General features: G+C 72.9%; 18 protein-coding genes. 6 read left to right on the top strand and 12 right to left on the bottom strand.

What is annotated here, in order from left to right:
- Nucleotides 1-6 precede the first annotated feature (6 nt).
- The gene (locus HD593_RS10115; RefSeq protein WP_185101920.1) at nt 7-579 is read left to right on the top strand and encodes a helix-turn-helix domain-containing protein; all 573 of its coding nucleotides are present in this window, start codon (nt 7-9) and stop codon (nt 577-579) included.
- A 7-nt stretch (nt 580-586) separates the two neighbouring features.
- Here the strand turns inward: HD593_RS10115 and HD593_RS10110 are convergent, their stop codons facing one another.
- Nucleotides 587-2,428, bottom strand: a complete 1,842-nt coding sequence (locus HD593_RS10110) for a serine hydrolase domain-containing protein (RefSeq protein WP_185101919.1) — start codon at nt 2,426-2,428, stop codon at nt 587-589.
- A 212-nt stretch (nt 2,429-2,640) separates the two neighbouring features.
- On the opposite strand from HD593_RS10110, the gene HD593_RS10105 reads away from it, so the two are divergent.
- Nucleotides 2,641-3,306, top strand: a complete 666-nt coding sequence (locus tag HD593_RS10105; RefSeq protein ID WP_185101918.1) for a hypothetical protein — start codon at nt 2,641-2,643, stop codon at nt 3,304-3,306.
- Between the two features lie 251 nt (nt 3,307-3,557).
- The gene (locus HD593_RS10100; RefSeq protein WP_185101917.1) at nt 3,558-3,788 is read left to right on the top strand and encodes a hypothetical protein; all 231 of its coding nucleotides are present in this window, start codon (nt 3,558-3,560) and stop codon (nt 3,786-3,788) included.
- Nucleotides 3,789-3,798: 10 nt separating this feature from the next.
- On the opposite strand, the gene HD593_RS10095 is transcribed toward HD593_RS10100, so the two are convergent.
- Nucleotides 3,799-4,218 carry an HIT family protein gene (locus HD593_RS10095; RefSeq protein ID WP_185101916.1) on the bottom strand — a complete coding sequence of 140 codons (420 nt, stop codon included), beginning with the start codon at nt 4,216-4,218 and terminating at the stop codon, nt 3,799-3,801.
- Between the two features lie 100 nt (nt 4,219-4,318).
- On the opposite strand from HD593_RS10095, the gene HD593_RS60260 reads away from it, so the two are divergent.
- Together HD593_RS60260 and HD593_RS10085 are read left to right on the top strand one after the other, a co-directional pair.
- Nucleotides 4,319-6,385 (top strand): serine/threonine-protein kinase, encoded by a 2,067-nt coding sequence (locus tag HD593_RS60260; RefSeq protein ID WP_312903416.1) that lies wholly within the window; start codon nt 4,319-4,321, stop codon nt 6,383-6,385.
- Between the two features lie 98 nt (nt 6,386-6,483).
- On the top strand, nt 6,484-7,428 hold the full coding sequence (locus HD593_RS10085) for a hypothetical protein (RefSeq protein ID WP_185101915.1): 945 nt from the start codon (nt 6,484-6,486) through the stop codon (nt 7,426-7,428).
- A 68-nt stretch (nt 7,429-7,496) separates the two neighbouring features.
- On the opposite strand, the gene HD593_RS10080 is transcribed toward HD593_RS10085, so the two are convergent.
- From HD593_RS10080 to HD593_RS10065, 4 genes are all read right to left on the bottom strand, one after another.
- Complete coding sequence (locus HD593_RS10080) at nt 7,497-10,079, bottom strand: FtsX-like permease family protein (RefSeq protein ID WP_185101914.1); 2,583 nt, start codon at nt 10,077-10,079, stop codon at nt 7,497-7,499.
- Nucleotides 10,076-13,147 (bottom strand): ABC transporter permease, encoded by a 3,072-nt coding sequence (locus HD593_RS10075; protein ID WP_185101913.1) that lies wholly within the window; start codon nt 13,145-13,147, stop codon nt 10,076-10,078. Before HD593_RS10075 ends, HD593_RS10080 begins: the two co-directional genes overlap by 4 nt.
- Before the next feature lie 157 nt (nt 13,148-13,304).
- The gene (locus tag HD593_RS10070) at nt 13,305-14,840 is read right to left on the bottom strand and encodes a DUF2961 domain-containing protein (protein WP_185101912.1); all 1,536 of its coding nucleotides are present in this window, start codon (nt 14,838-14,840) and stop codon (nt 13,305-13,307) included.
- Nucleotides 14,837-16,672, bottom strand: a complete 1,836-nt coding sequence (locus HD593_RS10065) for a DUF4185 domain-containing protein (RefSeq protein WP_221524700.1) — start codon at nt 16,670-16,672, stop codon at nt 14,837-14,839. Before HD593_RS10065 ends, HD593_RS10070 begins: the two co-directional genes overlap by 4 nt.
- Nucleotides 16,673-16,898: 226 nt before the next feature.
- Between HD593_RS10065 and HD593_RS10060 the strand changes: the two genes are divergently transcribed.
- Nucleotides 16,899-17,876, top strand: a complete 978-nt coding sequence (locus HD593_RS10060; protein WP_185101911.1) for a LacI family DNA-binding transcriptional regulator — start codon at nt 16,899-16,901, stop codon at nt 17,874-17,876.
- Nucleotides 17,877-17,898: 22 nt separating this feature from the next.
- Here the strand turns inward: HD593_RS10060 and HD593_RS10055 are convergent, their stop codons facing one another.
- Genes HD593_RS10055 through HD593_RS64270 form a run of 6 tightly spaced genes read right to left on the bottom strand, consistent with a single transcriptional unit; the run spans nt 17,899 to nt 26,661 of the window.
- Nucleotides 17,899-19,332 carry an FGGY-family carbohydrate kinase gene (locus HD593_RS10055; protein ID WP_185101910.1) on the bottom strand — a complete coding sequence of 478 codons (1,434 nt, stop codon included), beginning with the start codon at nt 19,330-19,332 and terminating at the stop codon, nt 17,899-17,901.
- Nucleotides 19,332-20,312: a substrate-binding domain-containing protein gene (locus tag HD593_RS10050; RefSeq protein WP_185101909.1), complete on the bottom strand. Its 981-nt coding sequence runs from the start codon at nt 20,310-20,312 to the stop codon at nt 19,332-19,334. Before HD593_RS10050 ends, HD593_RS10055 begins: the two co-directional genes overlap by 1 nt.
- Nucleotides 20,309-21,343, bottom strand: a complete 1,035-nt coding sequence (locus HD593_RS10045; protein ID WP_185101908.1) for an ABC transporter permease — start codon at nt 21,341-21,343, stop codon at nt 20,309-20,311. Before HD593_RS10045 ends, HD593_RS10050 begins: the two co-directional genes overlap by 4 nt.
- Nucleotides 21,340-22,848, bottom strand: a complete 1,509-nt coding sequence (locus HD593_RS10040; protein WP_221524699.1) for a sugar ABC transporter ATP-binding protein — start codon at nt 22,846-22,848, stop codon at nt 21,340-21,342. The genes HD593_RS10045 and HD593_RS10040 overlap by 4 nt, the downstream gene beginning before the upstream one ends.
- Nucleotides 22,845-25,256: a glycoside hydrolase family 172 protein gene (locus HD593_RS10035; RefSeq protein ID WP_185101907.1), complete on the bottom strand. Its 2,412-nt coding sequence runs from the start codon at nt 25,254-25,256 to the stop codon at nt 22,845-22,847. Before HD593_RS10035 ends, HD593_RS10040 begins: the two co-directional genes overlap by 4 nt.
- Nucleotides 25,243-26,661 carry an L-fucose/L-arabinose isomerase family protein gene (locus HD593_RS64270; RefSeq protein ID WP_185101906.1) on the bottom strand — a complete coding sequence of 473 codons (1,419 nt, stop codon included), beginning with the start codon at nt 26,659-26,661 and terminating at the stop codon, nt 25,243-25,245. The genes HD593_RS10035 and HD593_RS64270 overlap by 14 nt, the downstream gene beginning before the upstream one ends.
- Nucleotides 26,662-26,830: the final 169 nt, after the last annotated feature.

The following is a 26,830-nucleotide window of genomic DNA, read 5'->3' as shown; positions in this document are numbered from 1 at the left end:
CAGCCAGTGACGGAAGACGAAGCGGTCCTGCAGAGCGTCGGCCCGAGGCTGCGGCACTTCCGCAAGGCCCTCGGCCTCACCCTCGCCGACCTGGCGGAACGCACGGGGCTCACGCCGAGCACCATCTCCCGGCTCGAACGCGGGCACGTCCGCCCCACCCTCGAACAGCTCCTGCCGCTCGCCCGCGCCTACGCGGTGCCGCTGGACGAGCTCGTCGCGGCCCCGGCCATCGGCGATCCGCGGGTCCACCTGCGGCCCTTCACCAAGCACGGGCTGACGTTCGTGCCGCTGGGCGTGAAGACGGGGGGCGTGCAGGCGTACAAGGTGATCTATCCCCCCGTTTCGCAGCTCCCGCCACCGAAGTTCCACCGGCACCCCGGCCGGGAGTGGTTCTACGTGCTGCACGGGTCGGTCCAGCTCGTCCTCACCGGCACCCGGACGGTGCTGACGGCGGGCGAGGCGGCAGAGTTCGACACCAGCACCGCGCACTGGATCGGCAACGCCCGGGACGACCTGCCGGCCGAGACGATCGCCATCTACGGGCAGCAGGGCGAACGGGTGCACATCACGGAGGTCTGAGGGCGGATCAGGGCCAGCCATACACCTTCCTGACGGCGGCGGCGATCTCGGTGACCAGGCTGGTGCTGCTGCCGTTGGCCAGGACGGCGAAGCCCGCACCGAGCTTCGGGTAGCCGGTGAACACCGACTTGAAGCCGTAGTTGGAGCCGTCGTGGCTGTAGGAGAAGCCGTCGGTGCCCGCTCCGGAGAGGAACAGGCCGCGGCCCATGCCGGGCTGGGGCCCCTGGCTGAGCAGCGTACGGACCGAGGCTCTGGTGAGCGGGCCGGCGAGGTCGCCGGAGGCGGTGTAGGCCCGGTTGAGGTAGGACACCAGGCGGCACAGGTCCAGCACGTTGGTGTAGAGGCCGGCGGCGGCCGACTCGGGGTAGCGGTTGCGCCTGCCGGGGATCACCGCGCCGGTGGTGGTGTGGCCGGCGGCCGGCTCGAAGCCGGGGGTGAGGGCGTAGGAGCTGGTGGTCATGCCGAGCGGCGCGAACACCTCCTGCTGCATGTACTGGGCCAGCGTCATCCCGGTCTGCTGCTCCACCATCCGCTGCAGCAGCACGAACCCGGCTCCCGAGTAGTGGTACTCGGCGCCCGGCGCGGTGGTCAGCTCGATCTTCGGGGTGTTGCCCGCGCCGTTCATGATCTCCAGCAGCGTGGGCACGGTGGCGTCGGGGCCGTAGCCGGGGAAGCCGCCGCCGCCCGCGTCGAACCCGGTGCAGGCGCTCGCCGGGGTGGTCGAGCCGCGGCCGATCACGCCGGCGCGGTGGGTCAGCATCCGGTCGATCGTGGGCACCGCCGTGGACGTCACGCAGGAACGGCGGGGCAGGTTCCAGCCGAGGTAGGGACGGATGTCGGCGCCGAGCGCGATCTCGCGGGTCTGCAGCAGGCGCAGGACGCCGACCGCGGTGACGGCCTTGCTGATCGAGGCGGCCTGGAACGCCGTCTCGGGATGGGCCGCCGCGGCGCCGCCGGCCTCCAGCCACCCGTACCCGGTCGACCAGGCGATCTTGTTGCCGATGACCACCGCGACCGCGACCCCGGGCGTCCGGTACGCGTTCATCCGCTGCCAGATCGTCGAGCCGCCGACCGCGTTCTCGACCTGGCGCACCTTGTCGGCGGGCAGCGCCGGAGCCTTGCCGCGCGAGGCCAGCGCCCAGCCGCCGGACGGAGAGAAGGCCACGCTGTGCACCTGCCAGCCGCCGCCCGCCAGGGTGTTCATGCGATCGAAGCAGGCGCCGGGGATGCCGCGGGCGTGGAACTCGTCCTGGGCGACGACCGTCCAGCCGCCGGCGCGCGGGAAGGCGACGCGGGTGATGCGGCGCCCGCCCTGCGTGAGGTTGCGCATCATCTGGTAACACTCGTCGTCCACCCCCTTGGCGTGGAACCCGGCGGAGGCGGTCACCACCCAGCGGTCGCCGCCGGCCGGCGGGAAGGCGACGTCCACGACCTGCTGCCCGGCCTGGTAGAAGGACTCGGCGCGCTGCCGGCAGGCCTCGGGGATGCCGCGGGCCGTCACCCCGCGGTCGGTGGTGATCACCCACCGGTCGCCGCCCTCCGGCGGGAAGGCCACGCAGTGGATCTTCCTGCCGGCGGCGCTGAGCTTGCCGAGCTCGGTGAAGCAGGCGTCGGGGATGCCGCGGGCGAAGTACCGGCCGTCCTGGGTGACGACGACCCAGCCGCCGGACGGGGTGAAGGCGAGCGCCGTGACACCGTACGCGGCCAGCTCGCCCAGCTTGGTGTGCGCCTCGGCGGGGATGCCGGCGTCGTAGTGGGGGTAGCTCGCGGCCTGGGCGGGGGCGACGTGTCCGGCCGCGGCACCGAGGCCGGTGGCGCCTGCCAGGGCCAGGAAACGTCGGCGATCCATGCGGTGACTCCTCCTCGGGACGGGGCCCAACGATCTTAGACCCACGCCGGGACGGCCCCACGTCGAGGTCTTTGCCGCATTTGCCGTCATCGGCGGCCGGAGAGCGTCCCCGGCATGAAGCTTTCCAGCGGCTTCCTTGGTCAAGTCATGGGTGACCGGCTCCCCGTTGCGGAATCCTGGAGCGGGCGAGAACGAGTGCGATCGGCGGATCCGTGGAACAGCTGGAATACCGGAAGCTCATCAAGGTGCTGGAGCAGGTGGCCGGGGCCCGGCAGGGGGCGCTCTATCCGGTGCTGGCCGAGGCGCTGGCCGTGCACCTCGGGTGGGTCGACGCGTTCGTGGCCGAGAATCCCGCGTATCTGGCGGCGGGCGGCGACGGCGAGGAGCAGTACCTCACCACGTTCCGGCCGGACTTCGTGGAGGAGTACGTCGAGCGCTGGCGCTGGAACAATCCGTTCGCCTCGCACGACGGGGTCGCCTGCCTGACGCGCCACGGCGTGGCGACCCTCGGGCGGCTTCGCCTGCGGGCGACCGGCCCGGAGCGGGACTTCGCCGACCAGTTCCTGCGGCGCAACGGCATCGACGACATGCTGAAGATCGTCGTCAGGTCGGCGGCCACGGGCGCGGTCAGCACGCTGGGGGTGCCGTTCGACGGTGCTCGGCGGGCCATCGAGCCGCGCGACCGGCTGATGGCGGCCACGCTGGGCCCGCTGCTGAGCCCGTACTTCGGCGCGGCTCCCGGACCGCGCCGGTCCGCCGACGGGGCGAGGTGCGGGTCGGAGGTGGCCGGGCGCACCCCACCGCTCCCGCGCCTCGCCGTGCCGTCCGAGGTCGTGCGGGGTGGGGCTGGCTACCCGCCGGCCAGCCAGCCCCGGTAACGCCGCAGGAGCAGGGCGCGGCGGCGCGCGTCCAGGCGCAGCGCGGCGTCGGGGTCGGTGGTCTCGGGAGCGGTTCCGCGGGCGGCGGTCCGCCGCAGGATCCAGCGGACCGCCGCCTGCTTCGCGGCGGAGACCGTGGCCTTGTCGGACGACGGCGAGGCGGGCAGCGGCTCGGGGCCGGGACGTCCGGAGAGCCAGTCGCACGGAAGGGCGCGTCCTCCTGCTGGAAGCCGCCGCGCTGGAAGTCCGCCGTGTTGAGCTTGACGCCGAGCGCCGCGCGGGCGGGCATGGCCGCGCGTACTGCCCGCACGACCTCGACCAGCGCGCTGCGCTCCATCGGCTTCGGCGGCGTCACCGTCTTCGAGCTGATCGACCTCGAACCGCCGCTGCCACGCCTGCACGGCGACCTCGCCACCTTCGGGAAGCTGGGCTGGAGCGTCGAGCAATCGGGCGCGGTGCCCTGGCACCCGTCCAGTACCTGACCAGGAACTCTCAGTGAGCCGCGGCGGTCCTGATCCGATCGGCCAGTGGCGACAGCGACGACAGCGGCAGCTCCCGGTGCGTCCAGGCCCGCCTGAGATCTTCGGGGTCGTAGCGGGGCAGCAGGTGCAGGTGGAAGTGGAACACGCTCTGCCAGGCCGTGGCGCCGGTGGCGTGCCAGATGTTCATCCCGCCCGGCTCCAGCGCGCGCCGCAGCAGGGCGGCGGTGTGCACGGCACCCCGCATCAGCAGGCCCGCGCGGTCCGGGCCGATGTCGGTCAGGTCGCGGCAGTGCTCGCGGGGGACGACCAGGGTGTGACCGTGAGTCGCCTGCGAGATGTCGAGGAAGGCGACCGCGTGCTCGTCGGAGTAGACGATCTCCGCGGGGATCTCTCCGGCGATGATGCCGCAGAACGTGCAGGGTCCGGTCATGGCCACCTTTCGTCCACCTGATCGAGGCAGAGTGTAGCGACGCCGGGACCGATCCTGCCGCCCACCGAACCAAGAACATGTCCGCAACGTCTTCTATGACGTGATTACTCCAGACACGGTGCTGGCCGGCCGGTATCGCCTCCTGTCACGGCTCGGCAGCGGCGGGCACGGTGAAGTCTGGCGCGCGCAGGACACGCTGCTCGCCCGGGTCGTCGCGGTGAAGACGATCCGGGCGGCGCTGGCCGACGATCCCGAGTTCGCGACCCGGTTCCGTGCCGAGGCCCGCTCGATGGCCACCATCGACCATCGCGGCGTGGTGAGCGTGTTCGACTTCGGGATCGCCGAGACGGCCGGCGGGCGCACACCGTACCTGGTCATGCAGTTCCTCGACGGCGAGCCGCTGCACCTGCTGCTGGCCCGCCGGGGGCGGATCGCGCCGGGCGCGACGATGGACCTGGTCGCGCAGGCCGCCGAAGCGCTCCAGGCGGTGCACGAGGCAGGGGTCGTGCACCGGGACGTCAAGCCCGGCAACCTCATCATCCGGCCCGACGGGACGGTGGCGCTGACCGATTTCGGCATCGCCAGGGCGGCGGAGGGGCACAAGCTGACGGCCTCCGGGATCGTGCTGAGCACCGCCACCTACTGCGCCCCCGAACAGGCCGAGGGCTCCCCGCCCACGCCGGCGATGGACGTCTACGCGCTGGGCGTGGTCGCGTACGAGTGCCTGGCCGGGCGCGTGCCGTTCGAAGGGGACAACGCGGTCGCGATCGCGCTCCAGCACCTGCACGACCCGCCCCCGCCGCTCCCCGGCGACGTCCCGGGCGGTGTCGCGGAGGTCGTCATGCGGGCCATGGCCAAGGATCCGGCGAGCCGATGGCCGGACGCCGCCGCCCTGGCCGCGAGGGCCCGCGCGCTCGTGCACGACCTGGACGCGGAGCCCGGTTCGATCGCCCGTCCGGCCGCGGGGCGCAGTGCCGTCAGCGCGACGGAAGCCCGTCCGGCCACGGGCGGCGCGGAGCCCCGGGACGCGAGCGCCGCGCCACCGGATCCCGCTCCGGCCGCCGCGGGCTCGGGCGAGGACCGGAGCCGCGGCCAGGTCACCGAGTCGCGGCAGGCGCGCCGCCCTCGGCGAGCGGCGGTGCTGGCGGGGAGCACGATCGCCGCGGCGATCGCCGCGGCTCTGGCCTGGAACCTGCTGCAACCCGGCTCACTGACCCCGACGACGAACCAGGCACGCATCGGCCAGACACCGTCCAGTGCCGCTCCTTCTCCGAACCTCGTCACCCAGCCCGAGGACGACGCTTCCGCGAAACCCGACAAGTCGGCGAAGCCGGATGAATCGCCAAAGCCGGAGACCTCGGCGAAGCCTCAGGACCGCCCCACCACCCCGAAAACCGGCCTGATCGTCGGCGGCATCCTCCACGTCGGCGGCGCCTCTCCCGGGCCATCGGCCACCGACGGCTACCAGCCCGGCCTGGTCGAGGTCTTCACCGGCAAGAACAAGCGGGTCACGGGCAAACGTTCGGACCAGAGCGGTTTCCGCTTCGCCCTACCTCAAGGCGGCTACCGCCTCCAGACCCTGATCGGCAAGGAGACGTGCACGACCACGGCCGAGGTCAAGCAGGGCCGGACCACGCGGGCGGACCTGAAGTGCGACGTCTCCCAGCCTCCGCCACCGGGCTCGCAGAGCGCCTCCGTCCAGGACAAGCGGGGCGACGCCAAGGGCGGCCCGAACGCGGGCGAGGCGCCGCCGCACGCGGACCTCGTGAGCGCCGTCGTCAGGGGCGGCCCGAAGGGGGCGACCGCCGAGTTCACCACCGCCGGAACCATCCCTCCGAGTGCCCCGTCCGAGGGCAACAGCCGCAGCACCTGGACCGTCACGATCGAGCAGGGCGGCAGGACGGCCATCGTGTCGCTCACCGGCGCCAAGGGCGCGTGGACCCTGCGGTGGGCGGCCAGGAACGGCAAGACAGGCCTGCCCGACGAGAACGACCAGGTGACGGCCGCGGCCAAGCCCGCGATCTCCGGAGCGCGGATCTCCGTCGCGCTCGCCGCCCGCGCCCCGCTGAAGACGGCGCCGATCGACTTCGCGCAGCCGTACCGGATCGCCGGCGCCACCTCGAACGTGATCAACGTTTTCCACGGCTGGACGGACTCCGCCCCGTGACTCGATAAATGCCTTCTTGTCCGATTAGTGAGCTGATCACCCCCGATCGATGATCCCCTCCCTGGTCCACGAACCCGCAGGTCAGCAGGCTGGGTTCCATGACGAACACACTGAAGACCGCACACCGGCCGCTGCTCCACTGCACGGCCGCGATGCTGGCACTGGCACTCGTGAGCGGCATCGGACTCCTCATGGACGATCGGACCGTCCTGGGCGAGCCCGTCTGGCTCAAGCCGTTCAAGTTCTCCGTGTCCTTCGCGCTGTACGCCGTCACGCTGGCCTGGCTGATCGGCCAGGTGGACCGCTGGCGGCGGACGATGTGGTGGCTGGGCACCGTGATCGTCGCGGGCTTCGTCGTCCCCGAGATCTCCGCCATCACGTTCCAGGCCGCCCGCGGGGTGAGCAGCCACTTCAACCTCACTCCCGGGCTGGACGAGACCGCGTTCATGGTCATGGGCGGCGCCGCCTACCTCGGGTGGCTGTCGACGTTCGTGCTGGGCGTCCTCCTGATGTTCCAGCGCCGCGTGGACCGGGCCATGGCCTGGGCGATCCCGCTGGGCTTCGGCATCTCGCTGGCAGGCATGTCCGTCGGCTACCTGATGACCGCCCCGACCCCTGACCAGGCGCTGAGCCTGGCCGCCGGGATCGACCTGACCACCATCGGCGCGCACAGCGTCGGGGTTCCCGGCTCCGGCATGCCGCTGACGGGCTGGGAGACCGGCGCGGGCGACCTGCGCGTCGCGCACTTCGTCGGCATCCACGCCCTCCAGGTGCTGCCGCTGCTCGCCATCGTGCTGGGCCGCCTGTCGTGGCACGTTCTGGACGGCGCCAGGACCGGCCTCGTGGTCGTCGCCGCCGCGGGCTACGCGGGCCTCACCGGCCTGCTGCTCTGGCAGGCCCAGCGCGGCCAGGCCCTCATCCACCCGGACGCCCGCACCATCGCGGTGGCCGCGACGCTGGCCGCGTTCGTCGCCGTCGCCGCGGCGGCCGTCCTCCTCTTCTCCGCCCGGCGCGCCCCCGCCGTGGCGCCCACCGCCGGTTGACCACCTTCGCGGCCCAGCAACCCCGCATCCCGGCCGGACACCCGCCGCCCTGCCCGATCGACTCCTGGTCAGGGGTCGCCCACGCGGAGGGCCGCGTCGAGCTTGCGGCGGCGGGTCATGGTCGTGTGCACGTACGCCCCGAGCACCGCGCACAGTCCCAGCCCGGCCGCCAGCGCCACGGGCCTGAGCAGGCCGGGGGTGTGATCGGCGACGGGCAGGCCACCGGCGAAGGCGGACATGTCCACCCCCGGCCCGAGCGCGGCCGGCAGCCCCATGCCCAGCGCCACCCCCACCGGCGCCGTGACGAGGACGACGGGCAGCAGCTCCAGCAGGGTCAGCCGCCTGGCCTCCCGATCCGACAGCCCGAGGGTCCGCAGCAGCGCGACCGACCTCGCCCGCCCGGCCGCCCCTGCGACCAGCGACAGGACGATCGCGACCAGCGCGTACGCCCCCAGCGCCACCGTCACCACGACCATCGTCGTGCGGACCGTCCCGGTGAGCGGGTCGGCCTGGATGGCCGCCAGCGCCGCCTCCTGCGTCTCCACGGTGGCCGACGGGACCAGCCGCGCCAGCTCGGCGGGCGGGATGTCACCCTTGATCAGCAGGGCGTTGGCCGCGGGCCAGGGCAGCACCTCCCACGGCACCAGGAGGAACTGCCCGCTGGAGTAGAACCCGGGCACCGCGTCGATCACGCCCTGGCTGGTCAGCCGTACCGGCGACAGCCACCTGAGCTCGAAGGCGCCCCGCCCGCCCAGCGCGGGTGAGAGCAGCGCGGACGTGCTCCCGGACAGCGTGGGCAGGCTGATGGGCGCGCCCTCGTTGACCCGCCGCCACTGCGCGAGGTCCACGGCGACGGCGTACGGCCACTCCCCGGTTTCCCCGATCTGCACCCGGCCGGTCAGCGCGAGCGCCACCTGCTCCACCCCGGGCGCCCGGCGTACCCGCTCGACGGCGGCGGCCGGGAGGTTCCCGACCGACGTCAGCTTGATCGGCGCGCCCACCTTCTGCCAGGACGCCAGCCGCTGCGTCGTGCTGATCCCGTCGTGGACCACCGCGGCGAACACCGACAGGCTCAGCGCCGGCAGCAGGATCAGCACCGGCAGCGCGCCGGCGGACCGCTCCCTGGCCGCCCTGGTCAGCCCCAGGAACGGCACGGCCGCCCGCCCCCGCGCGGCCAGCCGGACGAGCAGCCGCAGCGGGTACGGATAGCACCGCAACGTGACCAGCGCCGCCGCGACCGTCAGCGCGACCGGGATCAGCAGCAGGAACGGATCCTGCTGCGCGGTGCCGGACGGCCCCCTGGCCCGCAGCAGGTACGCCCCGGCCAGCGCGAGCACGACGACCAGCGCCTCCACCGTCACCCGCCGCGCGGACGGCCGGGCGGCGACCAGGTCCGCCCGGTGCTCCCGCAACGGCGCGCGATGCGTGAGCACCAGGCGTGCCGCGGCGAAGCCCACCGCGACGACGGCCACGGCCGCCGGCCCGAGGTGCACGACCGGCAGCACGGGGCCCGGCAGCAGGAACGACAGGGCGTATCCGGCGAGGGCGGCGGGCCCCACCGTGAGCGCGGTCAGCGCGGCCCCGGCCGACACCACCTGCCGCAGGGAGGCGCCGCGCGCCCGCGCCAGGGCGAGCGTGCGCTCCATCCGGTCGGTCAGCAGCCGCACGCCCAGCACGATCACGCCGAGCCCGACCGCGAACAGGCCGCCGAGCACCAGGTACATGACGGTCTGCGCGGAGGACAGCACGGCCAGGAAGCCGGCGAGCAGCTGGGGCAGCCCGGTGACCAGGCGGTAGCTGGTGGCGCCGGTCCCCTGGACGTCCACCTGCCGCTGGAACTCGGCGACCGCGGCCTCGACGGCCGGCACGTCCAGGGCGCTCGCGGCCCGCCCGTCGAGCGGGAGCACCCAGTGGTAGGTCAGGGTGCGGGCCTTGTTGGCCAGCGCGCCCAGCCCTTCGTCCGGCATCAGCGCGGTGATGTGCAGCTCCTCCGGCGCGTCCGCCGGCAGGACCCTGGTGACGTGCAGGAGGTCGGCGTCGTGGCTCCAGGCACGATCGGCCGGGTCCCTGGGCTCGAAGACGCCGACGATCTTCACGGCCGTGTGCACGCTCTCGCCGAGCAGCCTGGTCCGGCCGACGTCCAGGCCCATCCGGGTCACGGCCTCCGCCACCACGCCCACCTCGATGACCGGGATCGTTTGGCCCCCGTACCGCATGGTGGACGGCGCGCCGGGGGCGCGGCCCCGCACCCACTGCACGCGCCGGTCGGCGTCGGACAGCCAGCCGAGGTTGACGAAGGAGCGGATGTCGCCCGTCTCGTTTACGGGCGTGCGGTGGGTCTTGGCGCTGATGTGGCCGCCGGACCCGATCAGGGGCCGCAGCGCCGCCGGGAGGAGCCGGCGCCAGTGGAGGTCGCCGCCCTCGAACTGCGCGCGCGAGTGCAGCTCACCGGCGGGCAGGACCGGAGCCCCGGCGACGGTCAGGTCGGCCCGCACCGCCTCCGCCCCGGACAGCGAGCGGCGCAGCGCCTCGTCGAACGACGCCTGCATCGTCCTGGGCAGCCCGGCGACGAGCAGGCAGGCGACCACCGTCAGCACGACGAGCAGCGCCGACGTGCCCGCGTGCGTCCGGGCACCCAGGGGGATCCTCACCGCTCCTCCAACGTCCGCCCCCGCCACATGCGCCGGGCCAGCCCGGCGACGATCGCGACCAGCACCAGCGTCACCAGCGCCAGCATCGCGGCCACGGACGCCCACGGGACGTGGAACAGCACGCCTGGCGTGACCGCCGACGCCTGCCCGGTCAGCACGATCCGCGGGACCACCAGGTTCCCGACGACCACGGCGAGCCCGGTGCCGGCCGCGAGCGACAGCCCGATGACGAACGCCTGCTCCGTGGCCAGCATCCCGAACAGCTGACGGGAGCCCGCGCCCAGCGCCCGCAGCACGGCGAACTCGGCCCGCCGTTCCCGCGCCGCGACCACGGCGTTCACCAGGAACCCGAGCACCGCGAACCCCAGCGCCGCGGCGAACCCCAGGGTCAGCCCGCCCTGCAGCGCCCCGGCCAGCGGGTCGTCGCGCAGCGTGGCCGCCAGCTCGCGCCGGTCCACCGCGGTCACGTCCCATTGGGGGTTGCTTCTCAGGATCTCCCGCGCGGCCGCTGAGCCGGTGGTGGCGAGCCACCATTCGGTGGCGGCCCGGGACGGCTGCGCCGCGGCCAGCTCGTACGCCTGCAGCGTCTCCCAGTCGGCGAGCACGCCCTGCTGGTCAGGGGCGCTCGTGGGCATGCTCGCCACGAGGCCCACCACCTCGATCCGGACGACCCGGCCGGCGAAGCGGACGGAGCCTTCCTGCCCGGGGTTCAGCTTGAGCGTGGCGGCCAGGCCGGAGGTGAGGACCACGGGCAACGACCGGGGCTCCCGCGCCGGCCCGAAGCCGACCACCCCGTGCGGCAGCGCGACGGCCCCGGTCACCGGCACATCCCGGCCATCCCCGTCCTGGCCATCCGCGCCCGGCACGTCCCGGCCGTCCACGCTCAGCCCGGTCAGCCTCAGGCCGGACTCGTCGCCCGCCACGAGACCCCGTACCGACAGCGGATAGGCGATCGTGCCCGCGCGCCCGGCCAGCGGGGTCAGGTCGAGCTCGATCCGGTTGCCGCCCAGCCGCAGCTCGCCGAGCGGCAGGTCGCGCCACACGCCCAGCGCGTCGGACAGCACCAGCCTGGCCGGCGCGGCGGCGCGGGACTCGGCCCGCACGGTGAGGGTGCGCGGCCGTCCCGGCAGCTCCAGCCGGCCCGCCCGGTCCCCGGGGAGCGCCGCGGAGAGCTGCGCGACCGTCAGCTCCGACAGGTCGCGGCGCAGGCGGAACAGCTCGGGGAGCCGGCCCGCGTCCAGGGCGAGCAGGAGCGCGCTCTGGCCGCCCACCTCGGTCGGCGCCCGGAACGCGGGCGAGGCGGCGGTGACGCCGGGCAGCGCCGTGAACGCCGTGCCCCGGCCGAGCGCCCCCAGCTCGGGCCCCTCGGACGGGCCCGACAGCCGCAGGTCGGCCGCCGCCTGGTGATCGGCCTGGTCGCGCTGCGAGTCCTGCCAGGTGGAGGTGGTGGCCATGGAGATGACGCCGATCGCGACGGCCAGGGTCAGCAGCAGCGCGGGGCCCGCGTACTTGAGCGGCCGCCTGCTGACCTGCCAGGCGCCCAGCGCGGGCGCGAGCGTGGGCCGGCGCGAGGTCAGCCGCTCGGCCAGCCGCGACACGCGCGGCACCAGCCGCAGCCCCAGCAGGCCGCCCGCGAGCAGCGCCAGGGCCGGGCCGGAGATGATCAGCGGGTCGATGCCGAGCCCGCCCGCCGCCGTCGCGGTGACGGGCCCGCCGTAGCGCTGGAGCTGCCAGATCGCCAGCCCGGCCACCGCCAGCAGCGCCAGATCCGCGCCCGCCCCCTGGATCAGGCCGCGCCGCCCGCCGCGCCCGCGCGCCGACTGCTCCTCCACGTACGTACGCCGCGCCCCCGCCACGGCCGGCAGCGCCAGCAGCACGGCCGCGGCCAGCGCCACCCCGAACGAGACGAGGTACGTCCCCGCGTCCGCCACCGGCGCCAGCCGCACCCCCGAGGACCTGATCCAGGGCAGCAGGCCGACCAGCGCGAGCAGCGGCGGCCCGAGCAGCGGCGCCACGACCGCGCACGGGACCGCGACCAGCAGCGCCTCGCTCCCCGCCAGCGCCGCCAGCCGGGCCGCGCCCGCGCCGCGCGAGCGCAGCAGCGCCACCTCCATCCGCCGGTGGTCGGCCAGCAGCCGCGCGGTGAGCATCAGCGCGTATCCGGCCAGCAGCAGCAGTTGCAGCACCGGGATCAGCATGGTGGAGCGTGCCACCAGGGACGCCGTGCCGAGCTGGGTGAGGAGTGCGGGCAGCTCGCCGGCGGTCAGGCAGTTCACGCAGCCGGCCGCCGCCAGCCGTTCGCCGACCCGGCCGACGGCCTGCGCCAGCGGGCCCAGCCGCTCGGGCGTCAGCGCGCCGAGGTCCGGCTCGGCCGCCCAGACGGCCCTGACGCCGGTGGCGAAGCGCGCGGCGAACGTCTCCTGCGTCACCATCAGCGGCCCGTACGTGGTGTACTCGCCGCGTTCCACGCCCCTGCTCAGCAGCTCCTCACCGGCCCAGCGCCCGCTCACGGGGTCGTCGAGCCGGAAGACGCCGACGACGCGGACCCGGACCGCGCTCCCGTCGAGCCGCGCCTTCGTCACGAACTCCCTGCCGGCCTCGAACCCGGTGGCCTCGGCCGCCCGCTCCGAGATCGCCGCCTCCACGACCTGTCCGCCGGTTCGCGGCCACGTGCCCTCGACCAGCCGGGCGTGCCGGTCGAGCCCGTCGTGGCTGCCGAACCGCAGCAGCTCGGGCAGCTCCTCGCCGTCCTGGCCCGGCATGACGTACGAGTCCGAGCGCAGGCTGGTGGTGACGCCCGGCGGCGCCCCGAAGGCGGCGGCGAGCTCGTCGCGCACCATCCGGTCGTAGGCGGGGAAGGTCCTGGCGTCGACCTGGGCGCTGATCGTGGTGGTCGTCTGGCGGTACGAGGCCGTCTCCAGCGCCCTGCGCACCCCGGCGCCGGCGATGGAGGAGGCGTACATCGTCAGCGCCACCAGCGTCGTCGTCGCCAGCAGGATCGACCCGAGCGCGGCCAGGAGCAGCAACGGCTCGTCAAGGGCCCGCTTGACGACCAGCGGCGCCCGCATTCCCGCTCTCCTTCCCCCGCTGACTAGACCATCGGGGGCGGGCGGGACCGGGGGCAAGGGCCGGAACGCAGCTGATACGCGCATGTGATCAACGCCGGACCGGGACGGTCATCTCACGGCTCCCCGCCCCCGGCGGTTCCGGGGACGGGCTCCGTGTTCATGGCACGAGCTGGCTGGGCCGGGGCCATTCCGTGCCGGCGGCGAAGTAGTCGTGCCACTTGACGGCATCCGCCCGGAAGCGCCCGCCGTCGGACGTGGCGACGTGGACGTCCGCCGCGTCGCCACGGGTGAAGGCGATCGCGTCGGCCCGGCCGTCACCGTTGACGTCCCCGACCCCGGGCAACCGGTCACCGGCCGCGAAGCCGTCGTGCCACTTCCACGAGCGCTGGACGAACGCGCCACCGTCCGACAGGGACACGTACACGTCGGCGGCGGTCCCGCCGGTGAACGTGGCGAGGTCGTCACGGCCGTCGCCGTCGAAGTCGCCGACCGCCGGGATCTCCTCGCCGACGGCGAAGTGGTCGTGCCACTTCCACGACTGCTGCACGAACCGCGTGCCGTCGGACAGGGACACGTACACGTCGGCGGCGGTGCCGCGGGTGAAGGTCACCGCGTCGTCGCGGCCGTCCCGGTCGAGGTCGGTACGGGTGGGCGTGCCGGCGCGGCCGGAGACGGCCGGGCCGACGTCGGCGGTGCGGCCGGACGGGTCCACCGCCACCACCCGGTAGTGCCAGGTGGCGCCGGCGGCGGTCGTGTACCAGCCGCCTGGCGCGGTGTCCATGGCGAACAGCAGCGACCGCGCCGGATGCTCGCCGAGCCCCGACCCGAAGAACTCGCCCACCGGCGAGTCGGCGGTGGTGCGGCCGTCGAAGGAGAGGCGCAGCCGCAGCCCGGCGAGGGTGTCGTCGGTGGCCTGCGCGTCCGGCACGCGGACGCGCAGCGCCGAGATCGCGCCCGAGCCGGTGAGCCGGGCCGTCTCGGCCTGCTGCCCGGCCGCCAGCGTCACCTCGCGGGTGGCGGTTACGGCGCCCGGCCGCGCGGGCTCGGGGTCGCGGGTGCCGGACGCGCGCAGCAGCGCGACGACGTCGGAGGCGTCCTCGTGGGGGTCGAACCGCGTGACGCCCTCGGCGTCCGGGAAGTGCCGGTACGTGACGTGGTGGAAGAGCGGGTTGTTCTGGACGGTGACCCGCATGGACTCCCGGTACGGCATCGGCACCTTGACGTAGACGCCGCCGGAGGTCTGGCCGGCGTTGGCCACCAGCGGGTACACGAACGGCGCGCCCAGGTCGCCGTTGACCAGCGCCTGCAGGGGCGCGCTGACGACGGTGACGCCGTCCAGCTCGACGGTGATCGTGCCGGTGGCCGACACGTCGCCCCCGTCCCTGGTGAACCAGATGGAGGAGATCTCGCCGGGGCCGCCGTCCTCGGCGATGACGCAGCCGGCGCCGGTCGTGCGCAGGCAGGAGTAGTGGCCGTCGAAGCCGTCGTGGAGGTTCCCGCCGGTCCGGTCGAAGCTGGAGAACTGGCGGGTCTGCGTGCCGGGGCTGAGGTACGGGAGGCGGTCGAGGCGGCGGAACACGTCCCAGCCGACGGGGCCCTTGACGGAGCCGGCCGCGGTGGCGGGGTGCGGGGCGGCGACGACCAGGGCCGCCGCCGCGAGCAGGCTCACCACCAGGGCGATGATCTTTTTCACAGGGTGGTCTCGCCGTTCAGGCCGAAGAAGTCATGCCATTTCGCGCCCGCGGCGAACGCCGTGCCGGTGGAGGGGGCCGCGTACACGTCCGCGCTGGAGCCGTGCGCGAAGGTGACGACGTCGTCCTTGCCGTCACCGGTGAAGTCGGCGGGCGAGCCGCCGAACACCTTGCCCGGCGTGCTCGTGTAGAAGACCTCCAGCTCACCGATCGAGGTGAACGTGCGGGTGCCGCCGGGCACGCCGATGACGCGTACGCCGTCGCCGTCGATCGGGTCGAAGCCCAGCTCGTACGTCTTGTTCGGCCCCGCCGTGTGGTCGTAGGGGTAGTCCGGCGTGATCCGGAGCCCGCTCACGTCCACCCATTGGTGGTCCCTGCGCACCTGCACCCGCAGGTCCCGGGCGAACCAGCCGCCGTCGGAGAACATCTGCCCGCTGGTGAAGGTGACCTTGTTCATCAGGTACTCGCGCGGCCAGGTGTAGCCCCACCAGCTCGCGCCCTTGCGCTCGTCGTTCCAGTCGTCCTCGCTGTGCGAGCGGTTGCCGTCGTGGTAGAAGCCGGGCGTGCCGAAGTGCATGGCGCGCTCGACGGGCACGGTGCCGGGCTCCCTGGCCAGGTTCCCGCCGCCGTCGGGCTGGTTGCCCGGCGTGGTGGCGGCGTGCGGCTCCAGGCGCAGCTTCCGCAGCGAGAACGTGTACGCCCAGTGCTCGCCCTCGGGGTAGCCGCCTCCGCACGGGCAGACGTTCGACTGCAGCCACATGGACTTGCCGTCGGCGCTGATGTACTTCGACGGGATCGTGGTGGCGTAGCCGCCGTGCTTGGTGCGCGTCCACGGGTAGCCGCCGAAGTCCTTGCTCGCGAAGTGCTTCCACGGGCCCCACGGGGTGGGCGACTCGTAGAACTCGAAGGTGTACTCGGTCCAGGAGGTGTAGATGTACCGGTCGAGCGGCTTGTTGTAGACGACGCCGCCCTGGCTGATCACGCTCAGGTTCTCCACCCGGCCGGCGGTGTACACGTCCGGGTAGAGGCGGCGGTCGTCGTGCAGGACGGCGACGCGGCGGCCGATGTCGGACGACCAGGTCGGCGTGCCCGAGGCGGTGAAGCCGCTGGCGAACTGCCAGGCGGACCGGTTCTGCACCTGGTCGCGGGGCACCCGGGCGAGCCAGACGTCCACGGGGTCGGGCACCCGGTCGGCGAAGGAGTCGCGCCAGTTGTGGTCGAGGCCGTAGGCGTAGACGTAGCCGTCGGGGGCGTTGGCGTACGCCTTCCCGTAGTCCAGGAACATGATCGTGGTGAACACGCCGTTGCCGAACATCGGCCCTGACCTGTCCCACGTCCACGTCCTGCCGTGGTCGGTGGACTTGGCGACGGTGGCGGCGGGGGCGTCGTCGAAGTCGAAGGCGAGGTCCTGGACGGCCAGGTAGAGGGTGCCGTCCACGCAGGCCATGCCGGTGGGCTTGCGGGTGTGGTTGGCGGTCCACACCTGGCCGACGTCGTCGCCGATGGGGAGCTGGGTGCCGGTCAGGTTGCCGGGCGTGCCGGAGATGCGGGCGACGCCGATGTCGCTGAAGGTGCCGGCGAAGCCGATGCCGTCACCGTAGGCGGTGTAGACGTGGTCGTCGTCGGACCAGCAGTTGGGCCACAGGTCGCCGTGGTTGCGGTTGTCGCCGGCAGCGGGGGCGCCGACCGTCGCGCCCGGGTCGAGCTGCACGGTCGAGAAGTACGTGCTGGGCGGCGGCGAGGCCGCGACGGCGGTCTGCGGCACCGCCAGCGTGGCTCCTGCCAGCAGGACGGCCAGCCCCGCGCCCAGGCGTCGTCGAAGGGTCGGATACATGACTTCTCCATGGCGTGGACGCCCCGTGAGCGCGTGGCAGTCAAGGGGCGGCGAGGGCGGGGGTGAAGGGAGAAGAGCTGTGAGCAATCGATTTCTCGATAAAAGTACAATCGGCTCCTGACAACCGTCAAGACCCGCCTTGTAGGGACTTCAGTTGCGCGTTCCGCTGCGAGAACGCCGGGCGCGGCGGGATCCTGGACCCCCGCGATGGTAGAAACTTGGTGCGATGCCCACCATCTACGATGTCGCCCGCGCGGCCGGTGTATCCGCGGCCACCGTCTCCCGCGTGCTCAACGGCCAGCGCACCGTCGACCCCGACATGGTCGCCCGGGTGCTCACCGCCGTCCGCGAGCTCGGCTACCGGCCCAACGCGGTGGCCAGGAACCTGCGGCGCAGCCGTACGACGTTGTGGGCGGTGATCATCTCCGACATCGGCAACCCGTTCTTCACCTCCATGGTGCGCGGGATCGAGGACGTCGCCCAGCAGGCCGGCTACTCGGTCGTGCTGTGCAACAGCGACGAGGACCCGGACAAGGAGGAGACGTACGTCGCCGCGGCGCTGAGCGAGCAGATGGCCGGAGTGATCATCTCCTCGTCGGGCAGCGTGAAGGCCGCCAGGTCGCTGCTCGACTCGCCCGTCCCGGTCGTGGCGGTGGATCGCGAGCTGCCGCGGGGCGAGGTGGACACCGTCGTCGTCGACAACGAGGCGGGGGCGCGCACGGCGACCGAGCACCTGCTCGCGGCCGGGTACCGGCGGATCGCGTGCATCACCGGCCCCGAGGGCGTGAGCACCGCCGACCACCGGCTCGCCGGCTACACCGCCGCCCTGCCCGCCGAACCGCTGGTCATCCGCACGGACTTCCGCGAGCAGGGCGGCTACGACGCCATGGCCGCGCTGTTGTCCGCCGCCGAACGCCCGGACGCGGTGTTCGTGGCCAACAACCTCATGACCGTGGGCGCCCTGCGCTGCCTGGCCGACCGGGGCGTGGACGTGCCCGGCGAGATGGGCCTCGTCGGCTTCGACGAGATCCCCTGGGCCGACCTGGTCCGCCCGTCCCTGACGACCGTGGCGCAGCCGACGTACGAGCTGGGCCGCATGGCGGCCCGCCTGCTGGTCGACCGCATCGCCACCCCGGCCGCCAAGCCGGCCACGGTCGTCCTGCCCGCCGAGCTGCGACCGCGCCAGAGCAGCACCCGCCCCTGACCCGCCCGCCGGGCGGGGCCGGTCAGGCCAGGGCATGGGAGATGTGGGACGTCGAGCGGTAGAGGTCGCGGTAGAGGCCGTACAGGCGGGTGTAGGTCTCGGCGGCCTCCGGATCGGGGGTCACCACGTGGGCCGGAGGGTTCCAGCCGTCCGGGGAGAGCCCGGCCGATCGGGCGGCCAGCATGGCGTCGCCGAAGGCGGCGCCGACGGTGTGGGACGGCACCACCTGCGGTTGCTGGAGGACGTCGGAGACGATCTGCGTCCACAGGCCGCCCCTGGTGCCGCCGCCCACCGCGACCAGGCGCTTGGCCGAGCCGCCCGCCGCGCGCACGGCCTCCAGGTTGTGCAGCACCCCGAAGGCGGTGGCCTCCAGCGCGGCCCGGTACAGGTGGCCGCGGCCGTGTCGCAGGGTGAGGCCGACGATCGTGCCCCGGGCGTCGGGGTCGAACAGCGGCGTGCGCTCGCCCGCGAAGTACGGCAGCATCAGCAGCCCCTCGGCCCCGCGACCGGCGGCGGCCGCCTCGGCCGTCAGCTCCTCGAACGAGGCGCCGGTCAGGTCCCGCAGCCACGCGGTGATCGCCCCCGACGTGGCCATCCCGGCGGCCAGGTTGTACGTCTCCGGATCCACCCCCACGGTCCCCCACAGCCGCGGCGAGGCGGCCCGCGAGGCGAGCACCTCGACGAGGAACATCGTGGTCCCGTACATGAGCATGACGTCGCCGGGCGAGGTGACGCCGACGCTCAGCGCCTCCGCCCACGCGTCGATGGTCCCCGCGACCACCGGGATCCCGGCGGGCAGCCCGGTGGCGGCCGCCGCCTCCGGCGTGATCGTGCCGGCGACGTCGCCGCTCCACAGCAGCTCGGGCCGTTCCAGCTCGGGGACGAGGTCCCAGTCGGTGATCCACGCGTTGGCCCGCGTGTCGTACAGCGGCGTGCACTGGCTGGCCGAGTGGTGGTCCAGCACGTACGCGCCGGTGAGGCGGTGGACGAGCCACGAGTGGGCCATGAACATCCGCCGGGTCCGCGCCCACACCTCCGGCTCGTGCGCCCGCAGCCACTCCAGCTTCGGGCCGGCGGCCTGGGAGGTGAGCGGCGAGCCGCACCGGTCGAGGATCGCCTCCGCGCCGTAGCGGGCGGTCTGGGCGGCGATCTCGGCGGTGGCGCGGGTGTCGACGCCGTACAGGATGGCGGGGCGGAGCGGGGCACCATCGGCGGTGCAGAGCAGCACGCACGGGCCGATGCCGCTCAGCCCGGCCGCGGCGATGCCCGGGCGGGCCAGCTCCGCGGCGATCGAGGCGAAGTCCGCCCACCACACCTGCTCGGCGTCGTGCTCGAACCAGCCGGGACGCGGGGTGGCGGTACGGTGCTCGCGTACCGCCGTGGCCACCACGGTGCCGTCGGGCGCGACGAGCACCCCCTTGGAGCTCGACGTCCCGATGTCGACGCCGAGGAACATCAGTTCTGCCCCGACAGGTCGAACTGCTTGTACAGGTCGGCGGCGTTGTCCTTGGTGACCTGCGTGGTGCCGAGCACCTGCTCCTTCTCGACCTGCTGACCGTGCAGGATCTTGTTCACGGTCTCGGCGGCCTCCTTCGCGCCCGTGGGATAGATGAACGTGGCCGAGAGCTGGCCGAGCTGCACGGCGCGGATGCCGCCGTCGGGGATGGCCAGGCCGTCGATGCCGAGGAACCTGATCTGCTCGGCCTTCCCCGCCGCCTTGGCCGCCAGGTACGCGCCCAGCGCCATCGGGTCGTTGTGCCCGTACACGAGGTCGATGTCGGGGTGCTGGGCGAGCCACTGCTGCATGATCGGCGTGGCCTGCTCCTTGAGCCACTTGGCCTCGCGGTCCGCGATGATCTTGATCTTGGGGTTGGCCGCGATGGCCTCGCGGAAGCCCTTGTCGCGGTCGATCTGCGGCTGGTTGGACAGGATGCCGCGCAGCTCGACGATGTTGCCGCCGTCCGGCAGCAGCTTGACCGCCTCCTCGCCGGCCTTGCGGCCGATGAGCACGTTGTCGCCGCCGATGAAGGCGGTGTAGCAGTCGGTGTTGACGGTACGGTCCAGGATGATCACCGGGATCTTGGCGTCGCACGCCTGCTGCACGGCCGCCGTCAGCGGCGCCGGCTCGGTGGGCGAGACGATGAGCGCGTCGACCTTCTGGGTGATGAAGTTCTGCACCTGCGACACCTGGGTGGCGCTCGACTGCCGGGCGTCGGCGATCGGCAGCAGCTCGATGTCCTGATACTGCTTCATGAAGTGCTGGAGCTGCAGGTTGAGCTGCGCCCGGTACGGCTCGGCGTTGTTCGACTGCGAGTAGCCGACGACGAACGTCTTCTTCTCACCGCCGCTCTCGGCCGACGTGGCGGGGGCGGGCGCCTTGGACGCGCACGCGGCGGCCAGCAGCGCGCACAGCGCCAGGGCGATGGTCTTCTTCATGATCGAGACCCTCCTCGGAAGAACGTGAAGAGATCGGGACGCTGCAGGACGACCGCCACGACGACGATCAGCCCCTTGATCACGAGCTGCCAGTTGTCACTGACCGCGTTGAGCCCCAGCACGTTGTCCAGGAGCGTGAGGATGAGCGCTCCGACGAACGTGCCGGCGATGGTGCCCTTGCCGCCGGCCAGCGAGGCCCCGCCGATGACGGCCGCGGCGATGGCGTCCAGCTCGTACGACTGCCCGGCCTGCGGGTCGGCCGAGGCGCTGTAGGCGGCGTCGATCGGGCCGGCGAACCCGGCGAGCAGGCCGGACAGCGTGAAGACCGCGATCGTGACGGCCGTGACGTTGACGCCGGACAGGCGGGCGGCGGTGGGGTTGCCGCCCACCGCGTACACGTGCCGGCCGAACCGGGTCTTGGTGAGGATCAGGTGGAAGACCACGCAGACCACGATGAAGGCCAGCACCGGGTAGTAGACGCGGCCGAACAGGTTGTGGCCGGGCGTGCCGAAGAGCTGGAACGCCTCCGCCTGCGGCGTGAGCTGCCCGTCCGGGCCGGTGATCTGGGTGCCCACGCTGACGTTGTCGCTCACCTGCCGGTCCAGGCCGCGGACGACCGACAGCATGGCCAGTGTCATGACGAACGACTGGATGCGCAGCCAGGTGGTGCCGGCGCCGTTCAGGAACCCGAAGAACGCCCCCACCACCATGCAGATCGGCACGATCTGCCACGGCTCCAGGGAGTGCTTGGACAGCATCATCGCGGCCGTCATGGACGCGATGCCGAGCAGCGAGCCGACGGACAGGTCGATGCCGCCGGTCAGGATCACCAGCGTGACGCCGACGGCGAGGATGCCGCGCGAGGCGAAGGCGCCGATCGCGTTGGTGAGGTTGGTCTCGTTGAGGAACATCTCGCCCTTGGTGGCGATCCCCACGGCGAGGACCAGCACCAGGCCGATGTACGCCTGCGCAGCGCCGAGCGCGGACAGCGTGCGCCGCAGCCCGCCGGGCGGGGCGGTGTCGAGTGTCATGTCGTGGTCACCTGTTGACGTGCCATGGCGGCTTCGAGGATGGCTTCCTGGGTGGCCCGGCCGCGCGGGAACTCGGCGGTGATCCGGCCCTCGCACAGCACGAGGATCCGGTCGCACATGGCCAGCAGCTCGGGCAGCTCCGACGAGGCCACCAGCACGGCCTTGCCCGCGGCGGCCAGCTCCGACATCAGCGCGTGGATCTCGGCCTTCGCGCCGACGTCGATGCCGCGGGTGGGCTCGTCCATGAGGATCAGCGAGGGCGCGGTGAGCAGCCACTTGGCCAGCACGACCTTCTGCTGGTTGCCGCCGGACAGGTTCCCGACGGTGAAGCGGGTGCCGGGGGCCTTGACGCGCAGCTCCCGTACCTGCTGCTCGACGGCGGCGTTCTCGCGGCGGCGGTCGATGACCCCGAGCCGCAGGAACCGCTTCAGCGAGGGCAGCCCGGCGTTGAAGCCGATCGTGTTGCCGAGCACGAGGCTCTGCCCCTTGCGGTCCTCCGCCACCAGCGCGACGCCGCGGGCGATGGCCTGCCGGGGGCTGCGCGGCCGGTACGGCCGGCCGTCCAGGGACATCCCGCCCCCGGACGGCCGGTACGCGCCGAAGATCGTCTCCAGCAGCTCGCTGCGGCCGGCGCCCATCAGACCGGCAACGCCGACGATCTCGCCCGACCGCACCGACAGGGACACCTCGCGCAGCGCGGTACGGCCCGAGCCGGCCTCGCCGGGCACCGACAGGCGCTCGACGCGGAGCAGCTCGGGGCCGTCGGAGCCGCCGTTCTTGCGCGGGAACAGCTCGCCGAGCGGCCGGCCGACCATGAGCTGGATGAGGTCGTCGCGGTCGACGGAGGTGCGCTCGCCGACGTACCGGCCGTCGCGCAGGACGACCACCCTGTCGGCGATCTCCTCCAGCTCCTCCAGCCGGTGCGAGATGTAGATGACGGCCACGCCGCGCCCGGTCAGGTCACGGATGACCTGGTAGAGCCGGTGCACCTCGGCGTCGGCCAGCGCCGAGGTGGGCTCGTCCATGACCAGGACGCGGACGTTCTGCGACAGCGCCTTGGCCACCTCGATGAGCTGGCGTTCGGCGATCTTGCACTGCTTGACGAGCGTGCGCGGCGACAGGTCGAGCCCGAGGCCGCGCAGCAGCCCGGCGGTCCGCGTCTCCATGTCCTTGCGGTCGAGGAGGACGCGCTCGCGGCCGAGGAAGATGTTGTCCGCGATGGACAGCTCGGGCACCAGGTTGAGCTCCTGGTGGATCATGGCGATGCCGTGCCTGCGCGCGTCCTTGGGCGAGTGGATGCGGGCGGGCTCGCCGCCGATCTCGATCTCGCCCTCGTAGTCCTTGAACACGCCGGCGAGGATGTTCATCAGCGTGGACTTGCCCGCGCCGTTCTCGCCGAGCAGGGCCACCACCTCGCCCTCCCCGACGGAGAGCGAGACGCCGTCGAGCGCCCGCACGCCGGGGAAGGACTTGCCGATGGCCCGCATCGCCAGAACCGTCGTCACCGGAGACTCCACGCCGTGTACGAGGCCGCCGACCAGGGGGTCTTCGGGACCAGCCGGACCGTGATCGTGCTCCTGCCGCGGGTGACGTCCGCCGGGATCTGGTAGACGTCCTCCAGCCACCTGCGGCTCTGGTTGCCCAGCGGCTGGACCCAGTCGGCCAGGCGTCGGCCGTTGACCGTCACCTCGGCGTGCTGGCCGGCCAGGCTCTGGTCACCCATGCGGCGCAGCTCGGCGCCCCGGTTCTGCCTGTCGAGCTTCAGGGTGAAGCTCACCGGGTCCGCGGTGACGCGGTGGACGGCCTGGTAGGGCGGGGTGTTGCGGAAGTCGCCCTCGAACGCCGAGTCCAGGGTGGCGGGCTCGCCGCCGCCGGTGTAGCCGTGCGCCCGCTCGCTGGCCGGGTCGCCGACGGTCAGGGTGTCGGTCCGCCGCGTGGCGGGGCGGTCCGTGCCGTACCAGTAGGCGGTGGAGCCGTACACGCCTTCGACGTCGTTGGTCCAGCCGTGCTCGATGTCGAAGGCGATCGACTCGGCGAACGGGACGGCGTCGCCGACCATCAGCCGGTACGCGGCCGTGCAGTCGCCGTCGGCGGGGCAGCCGGTGGCCGGGGCCAGGTGGGCGGGGTTGCCGTGGAACGGGGTGTTGAAGGTCTCCCGGTTGAAGTACCAGCCGGCCTGGTAGAAGTCCTCGGTGCCGGTGCCGTGGATCTGCGGGGTGCGGGAGCCGTCCACGTGGACGCGCTCGTCGCCTTCCAGGTAGTTGCGGTTCGTCGGGCCGCGCATGGTGTGGCTGACGCCGACGAACTTGCCGTGGCCGGTGGCGCGCAGGAACGTCCAGCTCTGGCCGGGGGTGGTGCCGCCGGCGCGGGACTGTGTCCGGAAGTATCCGGCGTTCGCCGGCATGGCGCGCTTGGCGGACGTGACGGACGCCTCGCCCTCGATCGTGCGGCCGGTGTCGTTGTGGAGCTCCACGGTCGCCCCGGTCCGGTACGGCATCGGCCACCAGGCCGACATCGTCCGGCTCTCCGCGTCGATGGCGTACATCAGGGACTTGACCGGCATCATCGCGTGGCCGCTGCCGAAGAACTCGCCGACCGGCGAGTCCACCGTGCGCTCGCCGTCGAAGCTGATCCGCAGCCGCAGTCCCTGAAGGATCTCCTGCGTCGCCCGCACCTTGGCGAGCTGGTCCGCCGGCAGCGGGAAGGCGAACGTGCGCTCGCCCTGCCACGTCTGCGCGACGATCCGGTACCCGTGCGCGGCCTCGCTCGCCGGGTCGCCGACGTCGACGGTGTCGGTGCGCTTCCCGGCGCTGTCCACCCAGTACGTGAACTCGTTGTAGTCCAGGTCGGACGAGACGAACACGTTCCTGATCGTGATCTTCGACTTGCCCTTGGTGGCGCTCGCCGGCAGGTCCACGACCTCCTCGGCCCACATGCCGGAGGCGCCGAGCCTGCTCGGTGCCCACTGGGCCGCCTCCTGGCCGTCCACCAGCACCTTGGCGACCTGGCGGCCGATGGCCGGGTCGATCCGCCGGGTGAGCCTGACGCCCTCGTTGGCCGGGTCGATCGCGACCGTGAACTCGCTGGAGCCGTTCCCGCCGAACGCCCGGCCCTCGTCGGCCAGGGTCTCCGGCAGGACCTGCTCGGCCTGCGGCAGCCGGAGGCTGATCTGCGACAGCAGGCCGGAGCCCGACGTGCTCGCCAGCCGTACCGACCGGCCGGGGGCCAGCGAGAGCCTGGCGTCCTGCGTGCGCGCGCCCGGCAGCGCGGGCTTGGGGTCGCCGCCCGCCTTGAGCCGGTCGATGACGTCCTGGGCCGGATCGGCCGGGTCGAACGTGCGCACGCCCTCGGCGTCGGCGAAGGTGCGGTAGCCGACGTGGTGGAAGTACGGGTTGTGCTCGGTGGTGACCCGCATCGACCGCGTGAACGGCATCGGCACCTGGATGTAGACGCCGCCGGAGCTCTGGTCGGCGTTGCCCACCATCGGGTACACGAACGGCGCGCCGAGCCTGCCGTTCACCACGTCCTGGAGGCTCGCCTCGACGACCTTGACGCCGTCCAGCTCGATGGTGATCCTGCCGGTGCGGGTGACGTCGCCGCCGTCCCTGGTGAACCAGATGGCCTGCAGCTCGCCCGCGCCGGTGTGCTCGGCGATCACGCAGCCCTCGGCGGTGGTGCGCAGGCAGGAGTAGGTGCCCTCGAACCCGTCGTTGTTGTCGCCGGTGCGGTCGAAGCTGGAGAACTGCTTGGTCTGGACGCCGACCGGCAGCTCGGGCAGCCGGTCGAGCCGGCGGTAGACGTCCCAGCCCACCGGGCCCTTGGCGGGGGCCGGGGCGGCGGCGGCCTGCGCCGGGGTGGTGAGGCAGGCGGCCAGGAGAACCCCGGCGAGCAGCGTTGACCTAGCGCGCGACATCCCCGAACCCTTCGAACTCGACACCGAGCTGCTTGCAGACCGCCTCCAGCTCGGTGACGTAGTCACCGGGCACGGCGTGGATGTGGTTGGAGCCGAACCGGCTCAGGAACTCCGTCGCCGGCACGTGCAGCCTGGTGAACGCGTGCGGCCACTCGAACGTCGACTGCCGGGCCATCGCCTCGTTGGTGGCGTCGTCGTACAGCTCGAAGTCGCCGCGCATCACGTGCATGCGGTACGTGCCGTCGCGGCGGGTCAGGCGGGCGAACGTGGCGGCGCCGGGCGCGGCCAGGTGGTGCACGCTGGCGCCGCCGGCCGGGAAGAAGAACACCTCGGGGTAGAAGTGGGTCCTGGCGAGGTTCTCGGCCGGGTCGTCGGAGCGGGCGGCGTACCAGGTGGCGTGCTGGCCGGAGTTGGCCAGGTCCCAGACGTCCTTGTCGGCGTGGTAGTGCCGGACGTCGGCGAACAGCACCGGGTCGCCGCTCAGCAGCTTGAGTATCTGCATGGTCAGCGCGCCGTCCATGTCGGCCTCGGTCGCGCAGACGTGCGTCTGCTTCGGGCCCTCCCAGTCGTACGGGTCGTTGAGGAACGCCTCGGCCAGGTCCATCGTGCAGAAGTGGGTGGTCAGCTCCGGCTGCCCCTTGATGCCGGAGAAGTCCAGGTTCCACTCGTCGATGAGCTCGCGCATCGCGTAGTACGTACGGATCTGGCGCTCGAAGAGCTCGGGCGTCAGCTGCTTGCCGTCGTAGTGCACGTTGCCCTTGGCCTCCAGCCACTGGCGGGCCTCGGTGACGCGGGCCTGGGAGGCGTGCTCGCTGCGGCGGACGATCTCCCACTGGTCGATCTCCTCGACGTCCACGCCGAAGGTCTTCATCCACTGGTCGGCGTTGGCGACCGCCGTGTACATGCCCATCGGGCGCCCGCCGATCCGGCCGAACGTCGAGCCGCGCAGCCCCCGGACGGCCTGCGCGGCCCGGACCTCGGTCAGCACCCGGCTCCTGACGTCGGCGTCCTCGATGTCGCCCCAGGCGCGGGCGTGCACGCGGCCGATCTGGTCCAGCGCGCCGCCGCCGGCCAGCATGCCGACCATGCCGGGCTGGGCGGGGTCGATGTTGGCCATGAGCAGCAGCGGGCCGGGGGTGGACTCGGCGGCCAGCATGGTGAAGTGCGGGAAGGCCCAGACGGCGTAGTTGAAGATCGTCAGGTCGGGGCGCTGGTCGGCGAGCCGGCGGGCCTGCGAGGTGGCCAGCTCGTTGGTCCACACGATCTCCGGGGCCACGATCACCTCGTGGCCCTCCTTCCGCAACGCCTCCGCCAGGGTGGTGGTGGCGGCGTTGATGTGGTCCACGAGATCGCGGGCGACGAAGTCTCGCCCGTCCGAGATGCTCAGGACTCCGATGCGTGCCACGGTCGTTGACCTCCAGAAAGCATGCTCGCTGAGAAATCGATTACTTAGAAATCGATTTCCCCAAGCTAGATCGGACCCTGGGGACCGTCAATGCCGGATCACATCACAGAATGGCAACGGCGCCCGGTCTCGTACGGTGCGCTCGTCGCCGCACGACCGATGGCCCGCC

The organism is Nonomuraea rubra (assembly GCF_014207985.1).
In the GTDB taxonomy this organism is placed as follows: Bacteria; Actinomycetota; Actinomycetes; order Streptosporangiales; family Streptosporangiaceae; genus Nonomuraea; species Nonomuraea rubra.
Note: the sequence above shows the minus strand (reverse complement) of the source record. Positions and strands in the feature narration are given on the sequence as shown.

Bases quoted from the DNA above. Each gene is read 5' to 3' on its own strand.
- HD593_RS10110 (WP_185101919.1), bottom strand. From the start codon at position 2,428: ATGGATCGCCGACGTTTCCTGGCCCTGGCAGGCGCCACCGGCCTCGGT.
- HD593_RS10095 (WP_185101916.1), bottom strand. From the start codon at position 4,218: ATGACCGGACCCTGCACGTTCTGCGGCATCATCGCCGGAGAGATCCCC.
- HD593_RS10085 (WP_185101915.1), top strand. From the start codon at position 6,484: ATGACGAACACACTGAAGACCGCACACCGGCCGCTGCTCCACTGCACG.
- HD593_RS10075 (WP_185101913.1), bottom strand. From the start codon at position 13,147: ATGCGGGCGCCGCTGGTCGTCAAGCGGGCCCTTGACGAGCCGTTGCTG.
- HD593_RS10065 (WP_221524700.1), bottom strand. From the start codon at position 16,672: ATGTATCCGACCCTTCGACGACGCCTGGGCGCGGGGCTGGCCGTCCTG.
- HD593_RS10060 (WP_185101911.1), top strand. From the start codon at position 16,899: ATGCCCACCATCTACGATGTCGCCCGCGCGGCCGGTGTATCCGCGGCC.
- HD593_RS10055 (WP_185101910.1), bottom strand. From the start codon at position 19,332: ATGTTCCTCGGCGTCGACATCGGGACGTCGAGCTCCAAGGGGGTGCTC.
- HD593_RS10050 (WP_185101909.1), bottom strand. From the start codon at position 20,312: ATGAAGAAGACCATCGCCCTGGCGCTGTGCGCGCTGCTGGCCGCCGCG.
- HD593_RS10045 (WP_185101908.1), bottom strand. From the start codon at position 21,343: ATGACACTCGACACCGCCCCGCCCGGCGGGCTGCGGCGCACGCTGTCC.
- HD593_RS10035 (WP_185101907.1), bottom strand. From the start codon at position 25,256: ATGTCGCGCGCTAGGTCAACGCTGCTCGCCGGGGTTCTCCTGGCCGCC.